Consider the following 25,551-nt stretch of genomic DNA (forward strand, 5'->3'; position numbering starts at 1 on the left):
CAGCACCCTCGCACCGCCCGGCGCGCCCGCCGCCGCGCCACGCCGGGCCGGCCGGGGGCCGGCTCTCGTGACCCGGGGCCGGGCCGTTCCCGCCGGAACCCTTCTGCGTATGATTCGCAAGTGCATGATTACCGCATCAGAACGGCCACGGACGCGGACCTCGACGAGGTCAGGGCCGTGATGCTCGACACCGTGTACCGCGACTTCGGTACCGGATACGTGCCGCACTGGCACGCCGACATCATCGACCCGGGATCGTTCTACCTGCGCCCGCCCCGGCACACCCTGCTCGTCGCCGTGGACACGCACGACGGGACGGTCGCCGCCACCGGCGCGCTCGACGCCCGCGGACCGGCGCATCCCCCCAACCCGCGCTGGCTGGCCGACCGCTACCCCTCGGGCGAGACGGCGCAGCTGCGGCGCGTGTACGTACGCCCCGAGCACCGGCGGCGCGGCCTCGCCGGGCGGCTGGTGACCGAACTGCTCGACTTCGCCGTCCGGGACGGCGGCTACCGTTCCGTGTACCTGCACACGAACGCCCACCTGTGCGGCGCGATGGCCCTGTGGCAGACCCTGGGCAAGATCGTGTGTGACGAGCGGGTGGAACGGCCCGGCGCCGGCAGCGACGTCGTGCACTTCGAACTCCCCCTTCTCTGACCCGCCTCAGGAAGACAGAACGAGGATCATGAGATCTCCCCGCCCGCGGCTGATAGCCGGGCTGCTGCTCGTCCCCCTGCTCACCGGCTGCTTCGCCTCCTCCGACGGCGGCCGGGCCGCGGGCCCCGACGGCCCGGGCGACGGCGGCCGGCTGCGCGTCGCGCTCGCCTTCCCGCCCGCCGAGAACTACTCCCCGTACGGCATGGACGCCTACGACCTGTCCCGGCTCGGCGTCGTCGAGGGACTGACCCGGCTGGACGCCAACGGCACCGCCGTGCCCGCGCTCGCCACCTCCTGGAGCGCCGAACCGGACGGCACCGGCTGGCTGTTCACCCTGCGCGAGGCCACCTTCCAGGACGGCACCGAGGTCACCGCGCAGGCCGTCGCCACCGCCCTCACCCGCGCCGCCGCCGCCGACCCCGCCCCCTCGGCGATCTCCGGAGTTGAACTGAGCGCCGAAGCCGTCGGCGACCGGCAGGTCAGGGTCGGCACCGCCGAGCCCGACCCGGTGCTGCCGCTGCGGCTGACCAACCCGAGCCTGGCCGTGTTCGCCCCGGCCGCCTACGGCGAGGACGGCACGGTCAACCCGGTCGGCACCGCCACCGGACCCTTCGAACTCACCACCATCACCGGCGACACCGCCGCCACCCTGGACCGCTTCGAGGACCACTGGGGCGGCCGCGCGCAGGCGTCCGGCATCGACGCCACCTACATCTCGGACGGCACCGCCCGCGCCAACGCCCTGCGCACCGGCGAGGCCGACATCGCCGAGGCCGTACCGGTCGCCCAGATCGCCGCCCTGGAGGAGGGCACCGCGCACGAGGTCGACACCGCCCGCAACACCAGCCTGTTCCTCAACACCGCGGCGGGCGCCTTCGAGGACGCCGGACTGCGCGCCGCCGCCCGCGAGGCGATCGACCCCACCGCCGTCGCCGAGGGCGTCTACGAGGGCTACGCCCAGCCCGCCCAGGGCATCTTCGGGCCCGCGCTGAGCTGGGCCGAGGGCAAGCGGATCGCGCCGCCGGACCGCGCCGGGGCCACCGACCCCACCGGGCGGAGCATCACCATCGCCACCTACAGCGACCGCCCCGAACTCCCCGAGGCCGCCCAGGTGGTCCAGCAGCAGCTGGAGCGTGCCGGATTCACCGTACGGCTGGAGGTACGCACCTACGCCCGGCTGGAGAGCGACCTGCTGGCCGGGGCGTTCGACGCCGCCGTCCTCGCCCGCAACGTCATGCTCGACACCGGCGACCCGGTCACCGTCCTCGCCAGCGGCTACGCCTGCGAGGGCAGCTTCAACCTGTCCGCGCTGTGCGACGCCCACGTCGACGCCCTCATCGACGAGGCCCGCGCCCAGCCGGAACCCGGCGCCCGGCAGGACGCCGCGCTGCGCGCCGAGGCCGCCGTCCTCGCCACCGACGCCGAGATCCCCCTCGTCCATCTGAAGGTCGTGACCGGCATCGCCGCCGGGGTCACCGGCGTCGCCCTGGACCCCTACGAACGGGAGATCGTCGGCCTCGGAACCCGGCGCTGACACCCGTGAAGACCACCGCGCGCCACCGGCCCGAGCGGCGCGCCGCCACCGCACTGTGGCGGCTCGCGCTGCTCGCCGCCCTGATCGGCGTGATCGGCCTGCTCCCGTGGCTGTCCCGAACCGACCCCGCGCTCACCGTCCTCAAGGCCCGCTCCACCGAGCGCGAGCCCACCCCGGAGACGCTGGACGCCATCCGGAACGACCTCGGCCTGGACGAGGGGCCCCTCTCCCTGCTCGGCAGCTGGCTCGGCGGGCTGGCGCACGGCGACGCCGGCCGGTCCTGGGTCTCGGGCACCGAGGTCCTGCCAGCCGTCGGACAGGCCCTGGGCATCTCCCTGCTGCTGATGGCCGGCGCCCTCGCCGTCGCCCTGGCCACCGTCGCGGCGATCTGCGCCCGCCCGCTGTGGCACGGCGCCCGGCGGCGTGCCGCCCGGCGCCCCGGCGGTACGGGCTCGGCCGTGCTCGCCGCGCTCCCCGAGTTCCTGCTCGCCTCCGTCCTGGCCTCCGTCATCGGCGTGCAACTGGGCTGGCTGCCGGCGCTCGGCTGGTACGGCCCGCAGTGGATGATCCTGCCCTCGCTCGCCCTGGGGCTGCCCGCCGGCGCGGTGCTCGGGCGGCTGCTCGCCGACCTGCTGCCCACCGCGTACGCCGAACCCTGGCTGCCGGCCGCCGTGGCGCGCGGCATCCCGCCGGCCGCCGTGGCCCGGCACGCGCTGCGCCGCTGCGTGCCCGGACTGCTGCCCAACCTGGGCCTGTTCGTCGTCGGCCTGACCGGCGGGGCCGTCGCCGTCGAGCAGATCTTCGACATCCCGGGGCTCGGACGGCTCACCCTGCGCGCCGCCCTCGCCCAGGACCTCCCCGTGCTCCAGACCGGCATGCTCGCCCTCGTCGCCCTCGCGGCGGTGGCCGCCGCGCTCGCCCGGCTCGGCGCACAGCGGCTGATCGGACCCGCGCTGCGCGACGGCGCCCTGCACTCCGCGTACCGGCCCACCCGCCGGGAACCACGCTTCGCGCCCCTCGGATACGGGCTCGCCCTCGCCGCCGTGATCGGCCTCGGCCTGCCCCGCGACCCGCTGGCGCTCGACACCACCGCCCGCCTCCAGCCACCCTCCTGGGCCCACCCCTTCGGCACCGACGCGCTCGGCCGCGACCTGCTGGCGCGGGTCGCGCACGGCGCGCTGAGCACCCTGGGCACCGCACTGGCGGTGAGCGCCGCCGCCCTGCTGGCCGGTGTGCTGCTCGGGCTGCTGCCCCGGCTGTCCGGGCCGCTGGTGGACACGGTCAACGCCGTCCCGCCGGTACCGGCCGCCCTGCTGATCACCGGGCTGCTGGGCGGCGGGCCGTGGGTCCCGGCGCTGGCGGTGGCCGCGGTCGCCTGGACGGCGCTGGCCGCGCACACCTCCGCCCTGCTGCGGCAGGAACGCGCCGCCCCGCACGTGACCGCCTCGCGCGCGCTGGGCGCGGGCCCCGGTCATCTGCTGCGCCGGGTGCTGCTCCCCGCCGTGCTGCCGCCGGTGGTCCGGCACGCCCTGATCCGGCTGCCCGGCATCGCGCTCAGCCTCGCCGCCCTCGGCTTCCTCGGACTCGGCGCGCAGCCGCCCTCGCCCGAGTGGGGCCTGCTGCTCTCCGAGAACCACCCCTACGTCGAACGCGCGCCGTGGACGGTTCTGGCGCCCGCCGCCGCGCTCGCCCTGCTCGGCGCCCTCGCGGTGACGGCGGCCGGCGGGGTACGGCTGCCCGGCGTGCGCCGCCGGCGGGCGACACCGGCCGTGCCGCGTTTCCCCGTCGCCGCTCCCGCCGCGGTGGCCGCCGCCCGGGGCCCGGCCGAAGGGGTGGCGCGATGAGCCGGCTCGTCGCCCGGATCCTGGCTCCCCGCCCCGGACCGCGGTCCCGCCCACCGCGCGAGCGGGTGTGGCGGCGGCTGCCGCCCCTGCCGCGGCTGCTGATCGCCACCCAACTCGCCTTCAATCTCGGTTTCTTCGCCGTGCTGCCCTTCCTCGCCGCGCACCTGGGGACGGCGATCGGCATGGCCGGCTGGCTGGTCGGCCTCGTCCTGGGCCTGCGCACCTTCAGCCAGCAGGGCCTGTTCCTGGCCGGCGGCTGGCTGGTGGACCGCTACGGCGTGCGGCCCGCCGTCCTGACCGGCTGCGCGCTGCGGATCGCCGGCTTCGTGTGGCTCGGTTACGCGACGGCCACCTGGGCGGTGATCGGCGCGGTGCTGCTGATCGGCTTCGCCGCCGCGCTGTTCTCCCCGGCCGTCGAATCCGAGGTGGCCCGGCAGGCCGTGGAGTGGGAGGCGGCGGGGCACGGCCCGCGCACCCGGGTCCTGGCCCTGTTCTCGGCGGCCGGCCAGGCGGGGGCGTTCGTCGGACCGCTGCTGGGCGGGCTGCTGCTCGCCGTCGACTTCCGCACCGCGTGCCTGTGCGGGGCGGCCGTCTTCGTCCTCGTCCTGGCCGGCCACGCGCGGCTGATGCCGCAGCACATCCCGGGCAGGGAGCGGCCCCCGGCCGGCGGCGCGTTCGCGCCCCTGCTGCGCGACCGCCGTTTCCTCGCTCTGTGCTGCGCGTACGGCGGCTATCTGCTCGCCTACAACCAGCTGTATCTCGCCCTGCCGCAGGAGGTGGAGCGGGCGGCCGGCTCGCAGGCGCCGCTGTCCTGGCTGTTCGCGCTCTCCTCGCTGCTGGTGGTCTGCGCCCAGCTGCCGGTCAGCCGCCTGGTGGGTGACCGGCTGGATCCGCGCCGCTCGATGGCGGCCGGACTGCTGCTGGTGGCGGCCGGGTTCGCGGTGGTGGCGGTGGCCCGCCCGGCGGGCTGGACGGGTCCGGCCGGGCTGCTGCCCGCCGCCGGATTCGTGGTCCTGCTGACGGTGGGCCAGATGCTGATCGTGCCGGCCGCCCGGGCGTGGGTGCCCGACTTCGCGGCCCGGGGACGGCTCGGCCTGTACATGGGCGCGCTGTCCTCGGTCTCCGGACTGCTGGTCCTGGTGGGCAGTTCGGCGACCGGCGGGCTGCTCCAGCTGGGGCTGCCGCCCGCCGTGCCCTGGCTGGTCCTGGCCGCCGTCACCGCGCTGGCGGTGCTGGTGCTCCCGCGCGGACCGCAGCCCGACACGGACCCCGACACGACTCCCGACCCGGGCCCCGACCCCGGTCCGCACGCCGCCCGGCAGCCCGCCCCGCCGTCCGGCGGGTGACGGGCGCCGTCGCCTACCCGGTGACCGCCGGCACCGCCCGCTGTCCCGGCCCCGTGTACGAGGCCAGCGGCCGGATCAGCGCGTTGTGCGCCAGCTGTTCGGTGATGTGCGCCGTCCAGCCGGTGATGCGGCTCATCACGAACAGCGGCGTGAACACCGGGGTGTCGAACCCCATCAGGTGGTAGGCGAGCCCGGCCGGGTAGTCCAGGTTCGGGTGGATGCCCTTGTGGTCGAGCATCGCCTCCCGCAGCGCGGCGTGCAGCGCGGCCAGCCGGGCGGTCTCCGGGTGCGCCCCACGGGCGACGAGAGAGTCCAGCGCGTGCTGCATGATCGGCACGCGGGAGTCGCCGTCCTTGTAGACCCGGTGTCCGAACCCCATGATCTTGCGCTTCTCCGCGAGCGCGGCGGCCAGCCACTCCGGGGCGCGCGCGGGGTCGCCGATCTCCGTCAGCATGTGCATCACCGCCTCGTTGGCGCCGCCGTGCAGCGGGCCCTTGAGCGCGCCGATGGCGGCCGTGACCGCGCTGTACAGGTCCGAGAGCGTGGAGGTCACCACCCGGGCGGTGAACGTGGAGGCGTTGAAGCCGTGTTCGGCGTACAGCACCAGGGAGATCTCGAAGCAGCGCACCACCTCGGGGTCCGGTACGGCGCCGAAGCACATGTGGAAGAAGTTCTCCGCGTACCCGAGAGCGGGGTCCGGCGGCACCGGGGGCAGCCCCCGGCGACGGCGCTGGTCGGCCGCGACCACCGTGGGCAGCTTCGCCAGCAGGTTCAGCGACTTGGTGCGGTGGGCGGCCGGGCTGCCGTCCTCCTCCGTCGGGTCCTCGGCGCCGAAGAAGCTCACGGCGGTGCGCAGCACGTCCATGGGATGGCAGGTTTCCGGCAGCCGGGCCAGCACCTCGGCGGTGGTGCGGTCCAGCGGGCGCAGAGCGCGTTCGCGGGAGCGGAAGTCGGCCAACTGGGCCGGATCGGGCAGCTCCCCGTGCCACAGCAGGTACGCGACCTCCTCGAAGGAACGGCGCGCGGCCAGGTCCTGGACCGGGTAGCCGCGGTAGGTGAGGGAGTTGGACTCCTGGATGACCGTGGAGATGCCGGTGGCGTCGACGACGACGCCGGCGAGGCCGCGGTGGATGCCGGGCGCGAGGGTGGTCATGGGCGGGTGCCTCCGGAGCGTCAGGTGCCGGGCGGGAGAGTGAAGTCGTGGACGGCGGAGTCGAAGGCCGTGTACTCCCGGTAGCCCAGGAGCTCGTACAGGCGCGAGCGGGTCTGCATGCGCGGCAGCAGGGACTGAACGGTTCCCTCGGCGGCCAGGGTGCGCAGCCCCTCCTCCGCCGCGCCCATGGCCAGCCGCAGCAGGGTGACGGGGTACAGGGCGATGTCGTAGCCGAGATCCTGGAGGGTGGCGGCGTTCAGCGGGCGGCCCTTGCCGAACTCGGTCATGTTGGCGAGCAGCGGCACCGGGACGGCCCTGCGGAACGCCTCGAACTCGCCCTCGTCGGCGAGCGCCTCGGGGAAGACCGCGTCCGCCCCGGCGTCCACGTACGCCTTCGCCCGGTCGATCGCGGCGGCCAGGCCCTCCACGGCACGGGCGTCGGTGCGTGCCATCAGCAGGAAGTCCGGATCGCGGCGGGCGTCGACCGCGGCCCGCACGCGGCGGGTCATCTCCTCGCGCGGCACCACCGACTTGCCGTCGAGGTGGCCGCAGCGCTTGGGGTTGACCTGGTCCTCCAGATGGAGCCCGGCCAGACCCGCGTCCTCCATCAGCTGGACGGTGCGGGCGGCGTTCATCGGTTCGCCGAACCCGGTGTCGGCGTCGATGAGGACCGGCAGATCGGTGACGCGGGTGGTCTGCTGGGCGCGGGCCGCGACCTCGGCGGAGGTGGTCAGGCCGATGTCGGGCAGCCCCAGGTCGGCGGCGAGGACGGCGCCGGAGAGGTAGGCGGCCTCGAAGCCGGTGTCCTGGATGAGGCGGGCGGAGAGCGGGTTGAGGGCGCCGGGCATCACCAGCAGGTCGGGTGCGGCCAGCCGGTCGCGCAGCGCGCGGCGGCGTCCGGCGGGGGTGGTGCGGGTGTGCAGCATCAGAACAGGCCCTTCGGGAGCGTCGCGTCGTAGGCGGCGACGGATTCTTCGTCGACGGCGGGGAACAGCTGGGCCAGCTCCCCGGGGGACAGCTCGGCCAGCCGCTCCGCCGTGGACAGGAAACCGTCCTGGGCCGCCGGGGGCACGATCCCTTCGGCCAGGGTGCGGAACTTGCCGGCGTACGCGGCGCGGTCGAAGGGGCGGGCCCCGGCCGGATGGGCGTCGGCGACGGCGAGTTCGTCCTCGATCACCGAGCCGTCCTCCAGGGTGATCACCGCGCGCCCGCCGAAGGCGCGGCGCTGCGGGTCCGGGTCGTGGTACCGGCGGGTCCACTCCGGGTCCTCCACGGTGGAGATCCTGCGCCACAGTGCGACGGTCCCGGGGCGGCGGGCGCGTTCGGGGGCGTAGGAGCGCTCGTGGTGCCAGCCGCCGTCCTCCAGCGCGACGGCGAGGATGTAGGGCACCGAGTGGTCCAGGGTCTCGCGGCTGGCCTCCGGGTCGTATTTCTGCGGATCGTTCGCACCGGAGCCGATCACGTGGTGGGTGTGGTGGCTGGTGTGCAGCACCACCGAGCGCACCCGCTCCAGGGGCCCGGTCCGCTCGCGCAGCCGCCGCGCCAGGTCGATGACGGCCTGCGCCTGGTACTCGGCGGAGTGCTCCTTGGTGTACGTCTCCAGGATCGCGCGGCGCGGCTCGCCGGGCGCGGGGAGCGGGACGGTGTAGTCGGCGCCGGGTCCGTCCAGCATCCAGGCGAGGAAACCGTCCTCGCCCTCGTACACGGGGGAGGGGGAACGCTCGCCGCGCATCGCCCGGTCCACCGCCTCGATCGCCGCCTTGCCGGCGAAGGCCGGCGCGTACGCCTTCCAGCTGGAGATCTCGCCCTTGCGGGACTGCCGGGTGGCGGTGGTGGTGTGCACCGCCTGCTGCACCGCCTGGTACACCGTCGCGGTCGGCAGCCGCAGCAGCGCGCCCAGACCGCAGGCGGTGGCGGCGCTCAGGTGCGCCACGTGGTCGATGCGGTGCTCGTGCAGGCAGATGCCCTTGACCAGGGCGACATGGATCTCGTACGCGGCGATGACGCCGCGCAGCAGATCGGCGCCGGTGCGCCCGGTGTGCTGGGCGACGGCGAGCAGCGGCGGGATGTTGTCGCCGGGATGGGAGTAGTCGGCGGCGAGGTAGGTGTCGTGGAAGTCGAGTTCGCGCACGGCGGTGCCGTTCGCCCAGGCGGCCCACTCGGGGGAGACCCGGGCGCCGGTGCCGAACACCGAGGCGCCGGTGGCTGCCGCGCCGTGTGCGGTGGCCTGGGCGCGGGCGACGGCGACCGGGCGGCGCAGCAGCGAGGCGACGGCGACCGAGGCGTTGTCGATCACCCGGTTGACGGCCATGGCGGCGCTGTCGGCGTCCGGTTCCTCGGTGGCGGTGGCCACGGCGGCGAGCTTCCAGGCGAGCTGGTCCTCGCGCGGCAGCAGGTCGGCGCTGGGGTGGACACGGACGCGGTGCTCGATCACGGCACTCCTCGGGCGGGGGCGGGCGGGCCGGCTGTGACAAAGGGCCGGTACGCAGCACCCTGCCCGCCGCGGGTGCGCCGTGCCACCGCTCCCGGGTGCGGAATCCGTCCCGCGCGAAGGGGTGAATCCGCGAATTCTGCGAAGGGTGCGGATGCTATGTTCGCCACCGCTGCCGCGCGCCGAGGAGGCACCGCCATGCCCCGCCGACCCGACCCCCACAAGATCTACGCCCACGCCAAGCTGCGCCGGCTGCGGCGCGAGCACGGCATGAACCAGGTCGACATGGCCCGCGCGCTGGGCATCTCCACCAGCTACGCCAACCAGCTCGAACAGAGCCAGCGACCGCTCACCGCCCCCGTCCTCCTGCGGATCGCCGAGGTCTTCGGCGTGGACGCCGCGTTCTTCTCGGCGGCCGGGGAGGACCGGTTGGCCACCGAACTGCGGGCCGCGCTCGCGGACGAGGCGTGCGGAGGCCCGCCGCCCGCCCCCGAGGACATCGCCGAGGCCGCCCGCGACCACCCCGAGGTGGCCCGCGCCCTGGTCGCCCTGCACCGCCGCTACCGCGACACGGCGGAACAGGCCGCCGCGCTGGCCGCCGTCGCCGCCCCGGGCACCGGCGGCGGCGCGCTGCGCCCGGGGGCCGAGCCGCACGACGAGGTCCGCGACTTCTTCTACGCCCACCACAACCACTTCGAGCCGCTGGACGCCGAGGCCGAACGGACCGCCGAGGCCCTGGGACTGCGCCCCGGCGGCGCCGCCGACCCGCTCACCGAACGGCTGGCGCGGCGGCACGGCGTCCGGGTGCTGCGGGCCGCGACCGGGCGGGCCGCCGACGCCCGCCGCTTCGACCCGGACTCTGGTCTGCTGTTCCTGTCGCCCTGGCTGAGCGAGGGGCGGCGCGCCTTCCAGCTCGCCACCCAGCTGGCCCTGCTCGAACACGGCCCGCTGCTGAGCCTGCTGGCCGACAGCGCCGCCGACCTCACCTCACCGGAGTCCACGGCGCTGGCGCGCATCGGCCTGGCCAACTACTTCGCCGGCGCCCTCCTGATGCCCTACACCGCCTTCCACGCCGCCGCCGAGGAAGTGCGCTACGACATCGAACTGCTCTGCGCCCGCTTCGGCGTCGGCTTCGAGACCGTCTGCCACCGGCTGAGCACCCTCCAGCGCCCCGGACGGCGCGGCGTGCCCTTCTCGTTCCTGCGCGTGGACCGCGCCGGCAACATCTCCAAACGGCAGTCCGCCACCGACTTCCACTTCTCCCGACTCGGCGGCACCTGCCCGCTGTGGACGGTGTACGAGGCGTTCTCCGCGCCCGGACGCACCCTCACCCAGGTCGCCGAGATGCCCGACGGCAAACGGTACTTCTGGGTCGCCAGAACCATCACCCGGGGCGGATACGGCCACCACGCACCACGCGCGGAGTTCGCCGTTGCGCTCGGCTGCGAACTGCGCCACGCCCACCGGCTCGTGTACGCCGACGGCATCGCCGTGAACGACCCGGCGGCGGCCACCCCCATCGGCCTGGGCTGCCGGATCTGCGAACGCCGCGACTGCGCCCAGCGCGCCCGCCCGCCGGCCGCCGGACGGCTCGCCATCGACCCCGACCGCCATCCGTACGCGCCGTACCAGGTGGAGAGCGCCGGCCCCTGACACGGGCGGCGGGCGAGTGGCGCGCCGGGCGCCCGGGTTCAGGCCCTACGCGCGGCCCGGACCCGCCGCACCAGGTCGCCGGCCGCCTGGGGCCACCGCGGATGGCGGAAGTCGAAGCCGGCCTCGCGCAGCCGGCCCGGCACCACGCGGCGGCTCTTGAGCAGCAGTTCCGTGTCCGTGCGCAGCGCGAACGCGCCCAGCTCCGCCATCCACGCGGTGGCCGGCAGCCCCGGCCGCCGGCCCCAGGCCCCGCGCAGCTCCCGCATGAACTCCCGCTGCGGAAGCGGCTCGGGCGCCGCCAGATTGACCGGCCCCGACAGATCCTCCCGGGCGGCCAGGAACTCCACCGCGCGCACGAAGTCCCGGTCGTGGATCCAGGAGACGTACTGGGCGCCGCCCGCCACCGGACCGCCCACGCCCAGCCGCGCCATCCACAGCAGCCAGTCGAACACCCCGCCCCGGTCCGGGCTCATCACCATCGCCGAACGCAGCGCGACCTTGCGGGTGTGCGGGGTGTCGGCCGCCTCCTGGGCGCGTTCCCAGTTCCTGGCGATCAGCACGCTGTACGCCCAGTACCCCGGGACTCCGTCCTCGCGGCCGCCGATCACCCCGGTGGCCTCGTCGTGCGGGGCGTCGTACCGGTGGGCATAGACCGTGGCGGTGCTCATCTGGAGCCAGACGGCGGGGGGCCGCGCGCACGCCGCGACCGCCTCCCCGATGACCTCGGCCGAGCGCACCCGGGAGTCCATCATCGCGCGCAGATTGGTGTCGGTGTAGCGGCAGCTGACGCTGCGCCCGGCCAGGTTGATCACGACATCGCTGCCGTGCAGGACGCGGGTCCACGGGCCCGTCGTGACCGCGTCCCAGTACACCTCGCGGTCGCGGGCCGGGCTCCTGGTGAGGACGGTGACCTCGTGTCCCGCGGAGGTCAGCGCCCGGTCCAGAATCCGGCCGACCTGCCCCGTTCCCCCGGCTATCACACAGCGCATCGGATTCCCCCTCAGCGGTGGAACTCCAGCCTAGCGAAGCCCGCATGACGGACCAGCACCCGGTCGCCCCCACCGGGACGGGGCGGCGGCCCGCCCTGCTGCAGATCGTCAACCGATCGGCTCTCACGGGGCTGGTGGCCCTGCCGGTGCTGCGGAGGGTTTCAGGGAGGCGGCAGTGCGGCCCGCACGCACTCCGTCCGTTGCCGCGCCGCGTGTTCCGGCGCATCCACGAGAGAGGAACCCCACCCATGCGCGCCCTGGAGCGGTACCGCTCCAGGCTGCGCGCGTGATCGCGGGAAGCCGACCGCGCCGGCGGCAATCCGACCGGTGGCCGCCGCCCTGAGCACGACGGGCCTTCTCCCCACGGGAGAAGGCCCTGTGCCGTGCGTGCGGTTCAGCGGGTGGGATAGGCGTCCGTGATGGTCTGGACGGTGCGGTTGCCGGCCGCGTCCACCGCGGTGGCGCGCAGGGAGACGCTTCCGCCGGCCGCCGGGTTGTCCACCTCGACCGCGGCGATGTCGCCGGCCCCGTCATGGACGGTGGTCCAGTTCTGCCCGCCGTCCACCGAGGTCTCCACGGTGAGGGTGACGGCCGTGCCGCCCTCCACCGACAGCGGTACGGAGAAGCCGTGTTCGCCGGCCGGCGCGGTGTTGTCCGCGGCGAGGGCGGGGGTGTAGCGCACGGCCAGCGGCCCCGCGACCGGCTCCATGGCGGTGGTGGTCGCCGAGGTGAAGGTGTGGTCGACCGTCACCTCGGTGGACAGGTCCGTGTACCCGCGCGAGGCCGTGGACACGATCCGGTACTCCGCCTCACCGGCCGGTACCCCGAAGAGGAGGTTGGCGAGCGGGGCGGGTATGTCGCGCAGGAGTTCGCCGTCGCGGTAGACCCGGGTACGGCCCTCGTCGGCGTCGGCCCAGCCGCTCCACGCGGTGCCCACCGCGAACAGGGAGAGGTCGGCCATGAGCAGGTTGCCCTCCCGCAGGAAGGCGTGCCCCATGGGGTAGGCCGGCCCGAACACACCCGTGTTGAGGGACGCTTCGGACGTCTCGCCGGCCGGAAAGATCCGATCCGGGTACGAGGTGTTCTGGACGGGCGTGCCCTCCGCGTCGAACACGGTGCTGGACAGGCTCCACGGGGTGCCGGACTGGAGATGGAGATCGACCGTGGCCGGCAGCGTCGTGTCGGCGCCGAGGCCCAGACCGAACTCCGGCGACGCCGCGCCGACCCAGCCCTCGTAGCCCTCGGTGCGGGTGCCGGCCGTCGCGGCGACGTGCGCCATGTCGGACGGCTCGGGGTGGTTGGCCAGCCCCGTCGGGAACTGCCCGGTCAGGGATCGGTAACCGTGGTACTGCTCGCCGCCGGGACCCGTGTGCTGGGACACCAGGGCCATGCTGAAGGCGTCGCTGCCCCCGTCGCCGATCGACAGGCTGCTCACCCCCTCCGCCGGGGCGCCGAGGTACCACATCCACCAGGAGATCCCGGGGAGTTCGTAGGTGCCGGCCAGTTCGTTCAGCTCGGCCTCGGGGTCGGGCGCGGTGAAGTCCAGCCGCTCGGCGTCCCGCAGGTCCACCTGCAGTGTGGTGGATTCGGCCACGCTCACCGAGGGGGCCAGGGCCCAGTCGACGCTGAGCTCGTCCGGTCCCGCGTCCCAGGGGCTCGGGGAAAGGACCTCGATCAGGTACTCACCGGCGGGCACCCGGCCGTGGGCGACACCGTTCTCGCTCAGCACGTTGAAGCCGTCCATCGCACCCTCGACGAACAGCCGTGCGCCCTCGGCCGGTTCTCCGTCCCGGCCGGTGATCTCGACCGTGACGTCCAGCATCTCGGGCTCCAGCGTGATACTGCCCGCCGTCCGCAGGACCTGCTCCCCGCCGGCGCTCGCGGTGACGACCAGGCCGTGGTTGCCGGTCGCGGAGTCCGGGACGGCGGCGGGGTCGGCGGTCACCCCGACGGTGGCGGTGCCACCGGCCGGAACGGTCACCGAGTCCTCGGCCAGCGCGAACAGCTTCTCGGGGGCGGCGCCGGACACACCCAGCTCCAGGGTGACGTCCTGCGTGCCGCTGTTGCGGTAGGTGATCTCCCGGACGACGCGGTCCGCGCCGCCGTACGGGAAGGCCACCGAGCCGAAGTTGAGGGTGTTGGTGTCGGCGGTCAGCGTCTGCTCCAGCGCACGGCTCACATCCAGCCGCCCCGTTCCGGTCAGGACCGGCGCGGCGTCGATGTCGACGGCCGAGGCGATCAGCGCGGCCTTGAGCTGCTCGCCGGTCCACTCCGGGTTCTTCTGCAGCAGCAGCGCAGCGGCGCCCGCCACGTGCGGGGTCGCCATCGAGGTGCCGGAGATGGCGGTGTAGCCGTCCGTGACCGGGGTGCCGACCAGCTCGATCTCACTGCCGGCGGCAGAGGCGGCGGCGATCTCCACACCGGGCGCCGAGAGATCGGGCTTGAGGGCCGCGTCAAAGGGGGCCGGTCCCACCGAGGAGAAATCGGCGATCGCGTCCTGGCGGTCGACGGCGCCCACCGTCAGCGCGGCGGGTGCCACCCCGGGGGAGTCCACCGTCCCCTCGTTCGGGCCGCTGTTGCCGGCCGCGACGACGAACAGCGTGCCGTGCTCGTCCGACAGCCGCTCGATCGCCTCCACCAGCGGGTCGTCGTCCGGATAGACCGGGCCGCCCAGGCTCATGTTGACGATGTCGGCGCCCTCTTCGACGGCCCACTCCATGCCCTGCAGGATCCAGGAGTCCAGACCGCCGTACTCGCCGAGCACCTTGCCGACCAGCAGGTCGGCGCCGGGCGCGATGCCGCGGTAGGTGCCACCGGAGCGCTCGCCGCTCCCGGCGGCCGTCGAGGCGACATGGGTGCCGTGTCCCACGGTGTCCTCGGCGTCCCCGTCGGTGAAGTTCGCGGCGCCCAGGATCTTGTCCTCGAAGTCGCCGTGGTCCGCGTCGATCCCGGTGTCCAGGACGGCGATCGTCACCCCGCTGCCGTCGTACCCGGCCTCCCAGGCCCGGTCCGCGCCGATCTGCCCGGCGCTGTGGTCCAGGCTCGCCTGCCGGACCCGGTCCAGCGAGACCGTCTCGATGCCCTCGGCGGCGGCCAGGGACATGCCCTCGCCGTCATCGGTCAGGGTCTCCCACAGCGACGGACCGCTCTCGTCCGCCACCGTGAGCGCGTCCGCGTCCAGGGTGCTGAAGCGGGCCCGCACCTCGACGTCGTCCTCCGCGCGCACGTCGCGCGCCACCTGTCGTGATCCGTCGGTGTAGCTGACGATGACCGGGGTGCCCTCGAAGGAGCGGTACGCCTGCCGGGTCAGTTCGGTGAGGTTGAACAGGGCCTCATCCACCGTTCCCTCGGCGATGAGTGCCTGTGCGTCCCAGGGGATCACCAGCGTCGCGCCGTCCCGCTCGGTCACGCGTACCGGTATGTGCTCGCGTCCCTCGCCGCGCAGCACCGTCAGGATGTCCCCCGCCGCGTCGAGCAGCACCCGGTCACCGGTGATCAGGGTCACCGAGGTGCCGCCGGTGGCACCGCCGAGCGGTGCGAGGGGCGTGGCGGCGGCGCCACCGAGCCCTGCGGTCAGCGCCAGGACCGTCCCCGCGGCGGTGACCACCACGCCCGTTCTCTTCTTCCGCGCTTTCAACGAACCTCCACAGCAGTGCCGTTGGCGTGCCCGGCGCGCCGGGAGGCACGCCGTCGCCCAGGAAGGTAGCGGCTGACATACCGGGTATGTTTCGGTTGGCTGCTCCCCGGCCACAATCGGCGGACGGTTGCGGACGGGGCGGGAGGTGCGGCGGCGGCCCGGGTGCCCCGCGGTGCCCCGATCATGACGTGCGCCGCCCCGCCGGACGGCGGAGCGGCGCGGGAGACGGAGTTGGCGCGATCACGACGGCCCCGGCTGCTCCAGGGGCCCCTTGTCCACCGGCACTTCCGGATACGGAGCCAGCTCATCCGAGGGCTCGGGCCGTGGCCCGACACCGGAGTCGGGGGTGGATTCGGGGCTGGGGCTCTGCGCGGGGAGCACCGGCTGGGCGGGACCTGACGCGGAGCCGCTCAGCGTGGACACCCCGAGCACCGCCAGGACCAGCGCAGCGGACACGCCCACCGCCTGCGCGGCCCTGCGGCGTCTGCGCAGCCGTCGGCCGCCGGCCAGTGCCGCCGACGCCAGGTCACCGAGCGGCGGTTCGGTGTCCCGCGCGATGATCATGTCGAAGACGCCGCTCAGTTCGGCACCGGCGTCCGCGCCACCGCCGCCGTCCGGCCGGTTCACGTTCCCTGTCATTCCGCGCTCACCTCGCCGGTTCTTGCTCGATGATCCGGCGCAACCGGCCCAGACCTCGCGCGCTCTGGCTCTTGACGGTACCCGGGGACACCCGCAGCGCCTTCGCCGTCTGCTCCACGCTCCAGTCCTCCCAGTACCGCAGCACCAGGACCGCCCGGTAGCGCGGCGGCAGACTCATCAGGGCCTCCTGCATCAGCAGGCGCAACTCGGGGGCGGGCCCCGGGGTCTGCCCCGCGCCGTACTCCGGCAGCTCCGCCACCGGATCCTCCCGGCGGCCCCGCCGCCGGTACTGGTCGATGAAGGTACGGGTCAGGATCGTCCGCGCGTACGCGTCCACGTTCTCATCGCGCCGCACCCGCCCCCAGGCCGCGTACAGCTTCATCAGCGTGGTCTGGGTCAGATCCTGCGCCTCGTGCCAGTCCCCGCACAACAGATAGGCGCTGCGCCGCAGCTGGCGCTGCCGCGCCTCGGCGAACTCCAGGAACTCGCGTTCCCGGGCTGCTTCCCTCACCCGCCGACCTTCCGCCGCTCCGACACTCCTCCCCGGTCATACGGGAGGCGGCGCCGGGAGGTTGCACGGGTGGAAGAAGAAAAAAATCCCGCCCGCCGTCACGGGAGGACCACCGGCACCGGCAGCCGCAGCTGGGCGGGCGGCGGGGGAGGGACGGCGCGGTCGGTCGTCATGTGGGCGCGCAGCACCTCCATGGCGGTGCCGCCCAGTTCGGCGCCGTCGACGTCGATGGAGGGGATGGCGGAGAAACCCAGGGCCTCGGCCACCGGGCGCTCGATCGTCACCGCGACCTCGTCGGGGATCCGGATGCCACGGGCGCCGAGGGTGAAGACGATGCCCAGACCCAGCGCGGTGGCGTAGGGGATGACGGCGGTCGCGCCGCTGGCCGCGACCGAGGGGGCGACGCGGGTGCCGGCGGCGAAGGTCGGCGGCAGTGGCCCGAACGTGGTCAGTACGGCGGACGTCGGCTCGGTGACGGCCCGCACCGCCGCGATGCGCTGCCCGTTCTGCCAGGACCGGTCGGTGCCGCCGACCAGGGCGATGTGCCGGTGTCCGTGGTCGATGAAGTGCCGGGCCACGGTGGCGAAGGCGGTGGCGGTGTCGGCCACCACCGAGGGGACGCCGTCGAGTTCGCGGTCGATCAGGACGGCGGGTTTGTACCCGCAGGAGGCCGCCACCTGCGTGTCCGAGCCGCGCGGGGCGGTCAGCAGGAAGCCGTCCACCTGGGCCGACAGCCGGGCCAGTGCCGCCACGTCCGCGTCGGACTCCAGGCCGTTGACCACCACGGTCAGCTGGAGTCCGCACTCGGCGGCACGCTGCTGGGCGCCGCCGACGATCGGCGGGAAGAAGGCGTTCTCCAGCGTCGGGACGACGACGGCGACAACTCCGGTACGGCCGCGCGCCAGCGCGGAGGCCGCGCGATTGGGTACGAAGCCGAGTCGCTCGGCGACCTGGCGCACCCGTACCGCCGTTTCGGGGGCGACCAGGGCGGGGCGCCCCAGGGCCCGGGAGGCGGTGGACTTCGAAACCCCCGCCAGACGGGCGACATCGTCCAGCGTTGGCACACGACCCCCTACGGCGTCCGCCACCGTCACGGTGGCCTGAATGAATATTACACAGAGTCACACCGGCGTCTGCAACATTTACGTATCGTTAACGGCTGCCCCTGGTGATGTCCCGTTGCTGGACATTACTGTCACCACAACCGGTTGCACAACCGGTTGCGTTGGGTCTTCACTGAGGCGACCGAACCCCGCCCCTGTTCCCGAGCCAGCCGAGAACCAACCCGTACCACCGAGAGAAATCCACCGAGAAACCACATGATCCGTTCGCGCCGCATAGCGCTGGTGCTGCTGCTCCCCGGGCTCGTCCTGCTTCTCGGGGGCGTGGTGATACCCGCCCTGACCATGCTGCTCTCACCACCGAGGGTTCCCACCGGCGAAGTCTTCGACCGGCTCGGCCGGATGCTCAGCGACCCGTACGACCTGGCCATCATCTGGCGCACCCTGCGGATCGGCCTCACCGTCACCGGCTTGTGTCTGACCCTGGGCTTCCCCACCGCCTACCTGCTCGCCCGCTCCCGCTCCCGCTGGGCCGGGGTCCTGCTCGCGCTGGCGATCTTCCCGCTGCTGCTGAGCAACGTCGTGCGCACCTACGGCTGGCTGGTCGTCCTCGGCCGCAACGGAGTCGTCGGACAGACCATCGAAGGGCTGGGACTCGCCGACCCGGCGCCCCAACTCCTCTACACCGAAATCGCCGTGGTGCTCGGCCTCACCCAGCTCTTCCTGCCGCTGGCGATCATCACCTGCTACTCGGCCGTCGCCCAGGTCGACGCGAACCTGGACGAGGCGGCCCGCGGCCTGGGGGCCGGGCGCATCCGGACCCTGTGGAGCGTGACCATCCCGCTGTCGATGCCCGGCATCGCCATGGCCGCCACCCTCGTCTTCGCCGGCGCCGTCACCGCGTACACCACCCCGTACCTGCTGGGCGGTTCGCGCCAGACGATGCTGGCCACCCAGCTCTTCCGGTACTCCGGGGTCAGCCTCGACTGGGCCGCGGCCTCCGCGACCGCGATCATCATGACGGTGCTGGTCCTCGTGGTCTACGGCGTGTCCACCGTTCTCACCCGGGCGAAGGCGGTCACCCGATGAAGCGTTCCAGCCCCATCGCCGCGGTCCTGGCCTTCCTGGGCTACGTGGTGATGATCGTGCCCATCCTGTTCGTCGTCGCCACCGCCTTCACCGGGGGATCGTCGCTGACCTTCCCGCCCGAGGGACTGTCCCTGCGCTGGTTCGAGGCGGCCCTGGCCTACGAGCCGTTCACCCAGGCGCTCCTGTCCAGCCTCCAGCTCGCGCTGATCTCCACGGTGCTCGCGCTGGCCGTCGGCATCCCGGCGACCCTGGCCGTCATGCGCGGCAAGGTGCCCGGCAAGTCCTTGGTGGAGGGCCTGTTCCTCTCCCCGCTGATCCTGCCCGAACTCGTCGTCGGCCTCGCGCTGTACCAGCAGTTCATGCTCCACCTGGACATGGACAACTTCAACGCGCTGCTCATCGGCCACACCGCGATCCTGCTGCCCTACACGGTCCGCGTCACCGGCGCCTCGCTCGCGCTCGCCGACCCCGCGCTGGAGGACGCCTCCCGGGGCCTGGGCGCCTCACCGCTGCGCACCTTCTGGAGCGTGACGCTGCCCGTGCTGCGGCCGGGCATCATCTCCGCGGCGCTGCTGAGCTTCGTCACCTCCTTCAACAACGTGCCGATCTCGCTGCTGCTCCAGTCCCGCGACTTCCGCACCCTGCCGGTCACGATGCTCGACTACGTCCAGCAGAACTACACGCCGATCGTCGCCGCCATGTCCACGCTCCTGCTGGCGGGCACCGTGGCGCTCGCCTTCGCCGCCGAGCGCACCCTCGGCTTCGCCCGCATCTTCGGAGGGATCAACCGATGACCACCGCTGCCGAGTTCCTCGCGGTCAGCCGCCGCTTCGGGGATTTCACCGCCGTCGACGCACTGGACCTGGCCATCCGGGAGGGGGAACTGACCACCCTGCTCGGACCCAGCGGCTGCGGCAAGACCACCTCGCTGCGGATGCTGGCCGGCTACCTGTCCCCGACCGAGGGCTCGATATTCATCGGCGGCAAGGACGTCACCAACACCCCGCCCGAGAAGCGTGACCTGGGCATGGTCTTCCAGTCCTACGCCCTCTTCCCGCACATGAGCGTCGCCGACAACGTCGGCTACGGGCTCAAACTGCGCAAGGTGCCGCGCGCCGAGCGGGCCAAGCGGGTCGCCGAGGCACTGGAACTGGTGGGCCTCGGCCATCTCGCCGACCGCCGCCCCAAGGCGCTCTCCGGAGGCCAGCAGCAGCGCGTCGCGCTCGCCCGGGCCATCGTCATCCGCCCCCGGCTGCTGCTGCTCGACGAGCCGCTGTCCAACCTCGACGCCCGGCTGCGGGTGCAGATGCGCGAGGAGATCCGCCGCATCCAGGGCGAGGCGGGACTGACCGTCGTCCTGGTCACCCACGACCAGGAAGAGGCGCTGGAGATGTCGGACCGGATGGTGGTGATGAACGGCGGCCGGGTGATGCAGGAAGGCCCGCCGGACGACCTCTTCCCGGCCCCCGCCAACCGGTTCGTGGCCGAGTTCCTGGGCTACGAGAACTTCTTCGAACTACCCGGCCGCGGCCTGGTCACCGTCCGCCCCGAACTCCTGCGGGTGCACGGCCCCTCCCGGAACGGGAACACCGAAAGCGGTGAGGGCACCGCGGTGTCCGCCACCGTCACCTCCATCGCCTACCGTGGCGTGGAACTGCGGGTTTCCCTGGACGCGGTGGACGCCACCGGCGCCACGGTGCCCCTCATCGCCTCGGTCCGCCGCGACACGGTCGCGTCCGAGGATCTGCCGGCGCTGCTGCCCGGCGGGCGGGTCACCGTCTCCGCCGCCCCGGGGCATCTCGTAGCGCTCGAATCCTGACAGTCCTTCACCCCGTACCCACCCCGTACAGCAGACAAGCGAGGCTCACGGACATGGCAACACCCAAGCTGCGCGGCAGCGCGCTCGCCGCCGGGACGATATCGGCCGTCCTCACGCTCAGCGCGTGCGGCTCATCCGACTCCGGATCGGGCGGCGACGGCTCGGGCGAGCTGGCCGGCACCACCATCGTGGTCAGCACCTTCCCCTTCGGTGTGGAGGACTTCCAGACCAACGTCGTCGAGCCCTTCGAACGGGCCACCGGCGCCAAGATCGAGATCGACAGTGGCAGCAACGCCGACCGCCTCACCCAGCTCCAGCTGGCCGGCGGCAACCCCGGCATCGACGTGATGCTGATCTCGGACACCTTCGCCGCGCTCGGCCAGGACCAGGACCTGTTCCAGAGCTTCGACGCCGAGGACGTGCCCAACCTCAACGAACTCCACGAGTTCGCCGTGGACGAGGCCTACGCCGGCCCCGCCTACACGTACCAGCTCAACGGCATCCTCTACCGCTCGGACGAACTGAGCGCCGAAGAGGCCGCCGAGTGGTCGATCTTCGAGGACCCCGCCCTCGCCGGCAAGGTGGCGCTCCCCGACATCTCCGCGACCGCCGGCCAGCTGACCGTCTCCGGCATCGGCGCGGCGTACGGCAGCGGCCCCTACGACGTGGAGACCGCCTTCACCACCATGGGTGAGTGGGCCCCGGACGTGCTGCAGTTCTACACCTCGACCACCGAGGTCTCGAACCTGATCTCCCAGGGCGAGATCCTCGCCGTCCCCACGATCATCGGCTTCGTGCCGCCGCTGGTGGCCTCGGGCCAGCCGATCGGCTGGATCCCGCCGACCGAGGGCCGCTACATGGCGACCAACCGGCTGATGATCCCCGAGGGCGCCGAGAACACCGAGGGCGCGTACGCCTTCATCGACTACATGCTCTCCCAGGAGGCCCAGGAAGCGTCCCTGGCCACCGATCTCCCGGTGCGTCCCGACGTCACCCCGGCCCCGTCCTTCACCGGCCTGATGGGCGAGAACGCCGGTGACCCGGTGGCCATGGGCTACGAGACGCTGTCCCCGGAGGAGATCACCAAGAACCGCACCGACTGGGTCGACCGCTTCGCGCGGGAAGTCTCGGGGAAGTAAGCCATGATCGACATCTCCCCCGACAACGGCCGCCCGGCGGACGGCGATGACGGTCACCGCGACCGCGTCGCCCAGTACGTCGCCCGGATGCCCAAGGCCGATCTGCACTGCCACCTGATCGGCACCGTCTCCGCGGCGACCTTCGCCGACCTCGCCCGGCAGTCCGGGATCGAGCTGCCGGACGAGCCGGAGACCATCTGGCGCGACATCAACTCGCTGCCACCGGACCCCGCCCTCTACCGCGACACCCGGATCCCGGTGCCGCAGGGGCAGGGCCCGGACGAGCCGGAGCACCCGTACTCCCTCTTCCAGGCGAGCGAGTGGGTCGGCGCCGCGCTGCGCGGGCCCGACGACATCACCCGCATCACCTACGAGGCGTTCGCCGCCGCCCACACCGGCGGCACCCGTCATCTGGAGCTCCAGATCGACGACGTGCCGCCGCACCTCGCCGCACTCGGCTTCCACGGACTCGTGGACGCCTGCGTGGACGGGATCAAGCTGGCGGAGCGCGACCTCGGCATGACCGGGCGGCTCATCGCCTCGATCGACCGCAGCCACAGCGGCGAGCAGGCGCTGGAGTTCGTGCGCCGCGTGGTGGACCGGCCGAACGAGTACCTGGCCGGGATCGGCCTGGTCAACCTGGAACTGGCGGGCCCGCCCGAGCGGTTCGCCGACGCCTACCGGCTGGCGGGCGCGGCGGGGCTGCACCGCACGGCGCACTCCTCGGAGCACGCGCCGGTGGCGGTCAACACCATCACCTGCCTGGACCTGCTCGGCTGCGACCGCATCGACCACGGCTACTACGTGCTGGAGGACGAGGCCGTCATCGAGCGGTGCCGCGAGGAGCGGGTGCCGTTCACGGTGATCTCCACGACCTCACGGCGCTCGTGGCGGCCGTGGCGCCGTGCCTCCATCGGCGCGATGGCGGAGGCCGGACTCAACATCATCCTGGCCTCCGACGACCCGGGGATGTTCCCGACCACGCTGGCCGAGGAGTACCGGATCGCGTCCGAGGACATCGGTCTGCCGGCGGAGCGGCTGCGGGAGATGTCGCTGGCCGGCATCGACGCGTCCTGGCTGCCGGCCGCCGAGAAGGCGGCGGCCCGGGCCCGGTTCGAGCGCGAACTGGCCGACCTGGAGGCCGAGCTGCGCCCCTTCTGAGCGCCTGTGCTCCCTACGGCGGTCCCGGCCCGAGGCCGGGGCCGCCGTCGGCGTTCGCGGCGTTACGGGACCTGGAGGAGCTTGTTGGGGGAGCCGGTGCCGGGGAGGGTGACCTCGCCGGTCGCGGACGCCGCGTCGAGAGCGGCCCAGACCTGGGCGGGGGTGGCGCCGGGGTGGTCCGCGAGGTGGAGGGCGGCGGCACCGGCGACGTGGGGGGCCGCCATGGAAGTGCCGGAGATGGTGTTGGTCGCGGTGTCGCTGGTGTTCCAGGCGGCGGTGATGCTGGTGCCGGGGGCGAAGATGTCCACGGCCGGGCCCCAGTTGGAGGAGCTCGCGCGGGCGTCGTTGCTCTGGGTGGCGGCGACGGTGATGGCCTCGGCGACGCGGGCGGGGGAGAAGTTCCCCGCCGAACTGTTGCTGCCTCCGGCCGAGACGGTGTAGGTGATGCCGGAGGCGACGGAGGCGCGGACGGCCTGATCGAGGGTGGCGTCGGCGCCGCCGCCCAGGGAGATGTTGGCGACGGAGGGTCCGGAGCGGTTGCCGGTGACCCAGTCAATCCCGCCGACGACGGAGGCGGTGGTGCCGCTGCCGGAGTCGTTGAGGACCTTGACGGCGACGACGTCGGCGGCCTTGGCCACACCGTGGACGGAGCCGGCGGCGATGGAGGCGACATGGGTGCCGTGGCCGTTGCCGTCGGCGGCGGTGCCGCCCCAGTAGTCGTAGCCGAACGAGGCACGCCCGCCGAAGTCGGCGTGGGTGGTACGGACACCGGTGTCGATGATGTAGACGGTGGTGCCCGCCCCCGCCGAGTCGGGGTACCGGTAGGTCCGGTCCAGCGGCAGCGAGGGCTGATCGATCCGGTCCAGGCCCCACGAGGGCGGACCAATCTGGGTCGCGTCGCTGGTGAGGACCCGGTTCTGCACGACCTCCCGCACCGCCGGGTCGGCGGCCAGGGCCAGGGCGTCGGCCTCGCTCGCCGCGATCTCGTACCCGTTGAGGGCGTGTTCGTAGGTCGTGACGATGTCCGCGTCGTACGCGTCCGCCAGCCGCTCGGCGGAGGCCGAGGCCGCCGAGAACGTCGCGTCCTCGAACAGGACGAGGTAGCTGTCCTCGATGGTGCCGGGGGCGTCGGCGTTGGCGATGACCCCCACGGGTCGGTCGCCCGCAGTGGCCTGCGCGGGCAGCGCCGCGGCGGTGGACAGGGCGAGAACTGCGGCGGCGGCAAGAACGGTCCTGCGCATCACTGCCATCGGAGGGGTCCTCCTCGAAGAGGTGCTGCTGTGGGGGAAGGCGGTACGGGGCGGTGCCGTGGGCCGGGACGTCACGGTCCGGTGAACAGGTCGTCGGGAACCGCCTCGGCGAGCAGCCGGTAGCCCTCCGGGTTGAGGTGCAGCCAGTCCCCGTCGTGCAGTGCGGGGTGCAGCCGGTCGGGCCGCTCGGGGTCGCGCACCACCCGGTCGAAGTCGAGAACGGCGTCGAATCCGCTGCCGGTGCGGATCCACTGGTTGACGGTCTGCCGGGCGGCCTCGCGGTGCCCGGCCGGGTCGTCGTACGTGGTGTTCCCGGCGAACGGCAGCAGCGTCGCGCCGTACACACGGATGTCCTTGGCGTGCGCCCGGACGATGAACTGCTGGTAGGCGGCGATGAGTTCGTCGGCCAGTGCCTGCTGGTCGGCGGCAGTGGCGGGCGCGTTGCCGATGTCGTTGATGCCTTCGAAGACGATCAGCCAGGAGACGCCGGTGTGCGCCAGGATGTCCCGGTCGAAACGGGCCATCGCGTTGGGGCCCAGACCGTCCTGGAGGATGCGGTTGCCACCGGCCGCCTGGTTGAGGACGGCGACCTGCCCGGTGTCCGCGTTCTCCTGAAGACGGTCGAACAACTGGTCGGGCCACCGGTTGTTGCCGTTGGTGGTGGAGCCGCGGCCGTCGCTCAGCGAGTCGCCGAGCACGGCCACCGCGGCCGTACCGTCCGGCGCGTACACCTCGATGCCGCTCAGCAGGTACCAGCGGTTGACGGGGACCGCCCCGGGCAGCTCGGCTGCCCGCGTGTGATCACCGTTCAGCAGATGGGAGGTGGTGCGCGAGCCGGGGTGCGAGGTGAGGGCGAGGGAGGGCTGACCGAGGGCGAGATAGGTGGTGACCGTGACGTTGGTGCCGGCCGGCAGCGGCATCTCCAGCGGGTCGGAGACGATCTGGGCACCGGTCGGTACGGTCACGGACGCCTGCCCGCCGAAGGTCACCCGGCGCAGGGTCTCCGGCTGGATCTCGGCGACCCCGGCCCGGCCGTCCCGGGGCAGGGCGACGGTCACGGCGGTGAGCGGCAGCGGGGTGTCGCCGAAGGCGTTGGAGAACCGCAGCCGCAGGTCCGTGCCGCCGGTGGTGACGCGGGCGGTCTGCCGCACGGTGGTGTCCACCAGGACGGAGCCCGGGCCGGTGAACGGCGGGGGCGGCATGTTGCCCGGTTCGGTGAGCTGCGGCATCGCCGTCCAGCTGTGCACCCAGCGGCCGTCGGGCCCCGGGAGGCCGTCCGCGCCGGCCGGCCCGGCCCGGCCGGCGGTGGCGACCGCGGCGGAGGCCAGCAGAACGGCGAGAGCCAGCAGCGCCGCGGTGATCAGTGCGCCGAACCGTCCGTTCCCGGGGTTGCTTCCCTGCTGCGGCATGGACACGGCGCCCTCCTCGGCGGCCTCGGCATCCTCGAAGCGGATCCGCGGGCTCGATCGTGACATGAGCACGATGAATTTGGAAGTGCGCTCCGGCGCGTGGCGCGAGGATGACGCACCGAAAGTTCTGAGGCGAATGTCGGGCGGGCGGCAGCGGACGGGGCAGCGGCCCAGGTGAGGGGGAGAGGCGGTCCCTGACCCACCGTCCGGCGCACACCATCGCCACCAC

Annotated in this window: 20 protein-coding genes; 10 read left to right on the forward strand and 10 right to left on the reverse strand. The window is 73.4% G+C overall.

The genetic code is table 11. From position 1 onward, the window contains the following. Positions 1 to 120: 120 nt before the first annotated feature. Genes SXIM_RS24630 through SXIM_RS24645 form a run of 4 tightly spaced genes read left to right on the forward strand, consistent with a single transcriptional unit; the run spans position 121 to position 5,381 of the window. Complete coding sequence (locus tag SXIM_RS24630) at positions 121 to 657, forward strand: GNAT family N-acetyltransferase (protein WP_046725150.1); 537 nt, start codon at positions 121 to 123, stop codon at positions 655 to 657. A 28-nt stretch (positions 658 to 685) separates the two neighbouring features. Then, complete coding sequence (locus tag SXIM_RS24635) at positions 686 to 2,191, forward strand: ABC transporter substrate-binding protein (protein WP_030731367.1); 1,506 nt, start codon at positions 686 to 688, stop codon at positions 2,189 to 2,191. Positions 2,192 to 2,196: 5 nt separating this feature from the next. Next, positions 2,197 to 4,035 (forward strand): ABC transporter permease subunit, encoded by a 1,839-nt coding sequence (locus SXIM_RS24640; protein ID WP_107073958.1) that lies wholly within the window; start codon positions 2,197 to 2,199, stop codon positions 4,033 to 4,035. Then, entirely contained in the window at positions 4,032 to 5,381 is a 1,350-nt protein-coding gene (locus SXIM_RS24645) for an MDR family MFS transporter (protein ID WP_078847025.1), read from the forward strand. Before SXIM_RS24640 ends, SXIM_RS24645 begins: the two co-directional genes overlap by 4 nt. 13 nt (positions 5,382 to 5,394) lie before the next feature. Here the strand turns inward: SXIM_RS24645 and SXIM_RS24650 are convergent, their stop codons facing one another. From SXIM_RS24650 to SXIM_RS24660, 3 genes are read right to left on the reverse strand one after another with little or no spacing between them, the layout of a single operon-like run. Further along, positions 5,395 to 6,534, reverse strand: a complete 1,140-nt coding sequence (locus tag SXIM_RS24650) for a bifunctional 2-methylcitrate synthase/citrate synthase (RefSeq protein WP_030731374.1) — start codon at positions 6,532 to 6,534, stop codon at positions 5,395 to 5,397. 20 nt (positions 6,535 to 6,554) lie between these two features. Continuing rightward, positions 6,555 to 7,460, reverse strand: a complete 906-nt coding sequence (prpB, locus tag SXIM_RS24655; RefSeq protein ID WP_046725151.1) for a methylisocitrate lyase — start codon at positions 7,458 to 7,460, stop codon at positions 6,555 to 6,557. Continuing rightward, positions 7,460 to 8,968 carry an MmgE/PrpD family protein gene (locus SXIM_RS24660; protein ID WP_046725152.1) on the reverse strand — a complete coding sequence of 503 codons (1,509 nt, stop codon included), beginning with the start codon at positions 8,966 to 8,968 and terminating at the stop codon, positions 7,460 to 7,462. Before SXIM_RS24660 ends, prpB begins: the two co-directional genes overlap by 1 nt. A 195-nt stretch (positions 8,969 to 9,163) precedes the next feature. Here SXIM_RS24660 and SXIM_RS24665 point away from each other — a divergent pair, with 195 nt between their 5' ends. Then, entirely contained in the window at positions 9,164 to 10,618 is a 1,455-nt protein-coding gene (locus SXIM_RS24665) for a short-chain fatty acyl-CoA regulator family protein (protein WP_030731383.1), read from the forward strand. A gap of 38 nt (positions 10,619 to 10,656) precedes the next feature. Here SXIM_RS24665 and SXIM_RS24670 read toward each other — a convergent pair whose 3' ends face one another. The 5 genes from SXIM_RS24670 to SXIM_RS24690 form a co-directional block, all read right to left on the reverse strand. Beyond that, positions 10,657 to 11,607, reverse strand: coding sequence for a TIGR01777 family oxidoreductase (locus SXIM_RS24670; protein ID WP_030731386.1), 951 nt, complete (start codon positions 11,605 to 11,607; stop codon positions 10,657 to 10,659). A 394-nt stretch (positions 11,608 to 12,001) separates the two neighbouring features. Then, positions 12,002 to 15,217 (reverse strand): S8 family peptidase, encoded by a 3,216-nt coding sequence (locus SXIM_RS24675; RefSeq protein WP_053116294.1) that lies wholly within the window; start codon positions 15,215 to 15,217, stop codon positions 12,002 to 12,004. Positions 15,218 to 15,484: 267 nt separating this feature from the next. Next, a complete protein-coding gene (locus SXIM_RS24680; protein ID WP_148236163.1) occupies positions 15,485 to 15,883 on the reverse strand; it encodes a hypothetical protein in 399 nt (132 codons plus the stop codon). A gap of 7 nt (positions 15,884 to 15,890) precedes the next feature. Next, positions 15,891 to 16,394 carry a SigE family RNA polymerase sigma factor gene (locus tag SXIM_RS24685; RefSeq protein ID WP_030731397.1) on the reverse strand — a complete coding sequence of 168 codons (504 nt, stop codon included), beginning with the start codon at positions 16,392 to 16,394 and terminating at the stop codon, positions 15,891 to 15,893. Between the two features lie 98 nt (positions 16,395 to 16,492). Then, entirely contained in the window at positions 16,493 to 17,458 is a 966-nt protein-coding gene (locus SXIM_RS24690; RefSeq protein ID WP_030731400.1) for a LacI family DNA-binding transcriptional regulator, read from the reverse strand. 255 nt (positions 17,459 to 17,713) lie between these two features. Between SXIM_RS24690 and SXIM_RS24695 the strand changes: the two genes are divergently transcribed. Genes SXIM_RS24695 through SXIM_RS24715 form a run of 5 tightly spaced genes read left to right on the forward strand, consistent with a single transcriptional unit; the run spans position 17,714 to position 22,663 of the window. Continuing rightward, entirely contained in the window at positions 17,714 to 18,544 is an 831-nt protein-coding gene (locus SXIM_RS24695) for an ABC transporter permease (RefSeq protein WP_030731403.1), read from the forward strand. Then, complete coding sequence (locus SXIM_RS24700; RefSeq protein WP_030731406.1) at positions 18,541 to 19,338, forward strand: ABC transporter permease; 798 nt, start codon at positions 18,541 to 18,543, stop codon at positions 19,336 to 19,338. Before SXIM_RS24695 ends, SXIM_RS24700 begins: the two co-directional genes overlap by 4 nt. Next, entirely contained in the window at positions 19,335 to 20,363 is a 1,029-nt protein-coding gene (locus SXIM_RS24705; RefSeq protein WP_030731409.1) for an ABC transporter ATP-binding protein, read from the forward strand. Before SXIM_RS24700 ends, SXIM_RS24705 begins: the two co-directional genes overlap by 4 nt. Positions 20,364 to 20,416: 53 nt before the next feature. After that, positions 20,417 to 21,502, forward strand: a complete 1,086-nt coding sequence (locus tag SXIM_RS24710; RefSeq protein ID WP_030731412.1) for an ABC transporter substrate-binding protein — start codon at positions 20,417 to 20,419, stop codon at positions 21,500 to 21,502. Between the two features lie 3 nt (positions 21,503 to 21,505). Then, a complete protein-coding gene (locus tag SXIM_RS24715; RefSeq protein ID WP_030731413.1) occupies positions 21,506 to 22,663 on the forward strand; it encodes an adenosine deaminase family protein in 1,158 nt (385 codons plus the stop codon). A 62-nt stretch (positions 22,664 to 22,725) separates the two neighbouring features. Here the strand turns inward: SXIM_RS24715 and SXIM_RS24720 are convergent, their stop codons facing one another. Together SXIM_RS24720 and SXIM_RS24725 are read right to left on the reverse strand one after the other, a co-directional pair. After that, positions 22,726 to 23,904 (reverse strand): S8 family serine peptidase, encoded by a 1,179-nt coding sequence (locus tag SXIM_RS24720; protein WP_053116344.1) that lies wholly within the window; start codon positions 23,902 to 23,904, stop codon positions 22,726 to 22,728. Positions 23,905 to 23,984: 80 nt separating this feature from the next. Next, positions 23,985 to 25,322: an SGNH/GDSL hydrolase family protein gene (locus tag SXIM_RS24725; RefSeq protein WP_046725909.1), complete on the reverse strand. Its 1,338-nt coding sequence runs from the start codon at positions 25,320 to 25,322 to the stop codon at positions 23,985 to 23,987. Between the last annotated feature and the right edge of the window lie 229 nt (positions 25,323 to 25,551).

Source organism: Streptomyces xiamenensis (assembly GCF_000993785.3).
GTDB lineage: Bacteria > Actinomycetota > Actinomycetes > Streptomycetales > Streptomycetaceae > Streptomyces > Streptomyces xiamenensis.

Bases quoted from the DNA above. Each gene is read 5' to 3' on its own strand.
- SXIM_RS24635 (WP_030731367.1), top strand. From the start codon at position 686: ATGAGATCTCCCCGCCCGCGGCTGATAGCCGGGCTGCTGCTCGTCCCC.
- SXIM_RS24645 (WP_078847025.1), top strand. From the start codon at position 4,032: ATGAGCCGGCTCGTCGCCCGGATCCTGGCTCCCCGCCCCGGACCGCGG.
- SXIM_RS24650 (WP_030731374.1), bottom strand. From the start codon at position 6,534: ATGACCACCCTCGCGCCCGGCATCCACCGCGGCCTCGCCGGCGTCGTC.
- prpB (WP_046725151.1), bottom strand. From the start codon at position 7,460: ATGCTGCACACCCGCACCACCCCCGCCGGACGCCGCCGCGCGCTGCGC.
- SXIM_RS24665 (WP_030731383.1), top strand. From the start codon at position 9,164: ATGCCCCGCCGACCCGACCCCCACAAGATCTACGCCCACGCCAAGCTG.
- SXIM_RS24670 (WP_030731386.1), bottom strand. From the start codon at position 11,607: ATGCGCTGTGTGATAGCCGGGGGAACGGGGCAGGTCGGCCGGATTCTG.
- SXIM_RS24680 (WP_148236163.1), bottom strand. From the start codon at position 15,883: ATGACAGGGAACGTGAACCGGCCGGACGGCGGCGGTGGCGCGGACGCC.
- SXIM_RS24695 (WP_030731403.1), top strand. From the start codon at position 17,714: ATGATCCGTTCGCGCCGCATAGCGCTGGTGCTGCTGCTCCCCGGGCTC.
- SXIM_RS24700 (WP_030731406.1), top strand. From the start codon at position 18,541: ATGAAGCGTTCCAGCCCCATCGCCGCGGTCCTGGCCTTCCTGGGCTAC.
- SXIM_RS24705 (WP_030731409.1), top strand. From the start codon at position 19,335: ATGACCACCGCTGCCGAGTTCCTCGCGGTCAGCCGCCGCTTCGGGGAT.
- SXIM_RS24710 (WP_030731412.1), top strand. From the start codon at position 20,417: ATGGCAACACCCAAGCTGCGCGGCAGCGCGCTCGCCGCCGGGACGATA.
- SXIM_RS24715 (WP_030731413.1), top strand. From the start codon at position 21,506: ATGATCGACATCTCCCCCGACAACGGCCGCCCGGCGGACGGCGATGAC.
- SXIM_RS24720 (WP_053116344.1), bottom strand. From the start codon at position 23,904: ATGCGCAGGACCGTTCTTGCCGCCGCCGCAGTTCTCGCCCTGTCCACC.
- SXIM_RS24725 (WP_046725909.1), bottom strand. From the start codon at position 25,322: ATGCCGCAGCAGGGAAGCAACCCCGGGAACGGACGGTTCGGCGCACTG.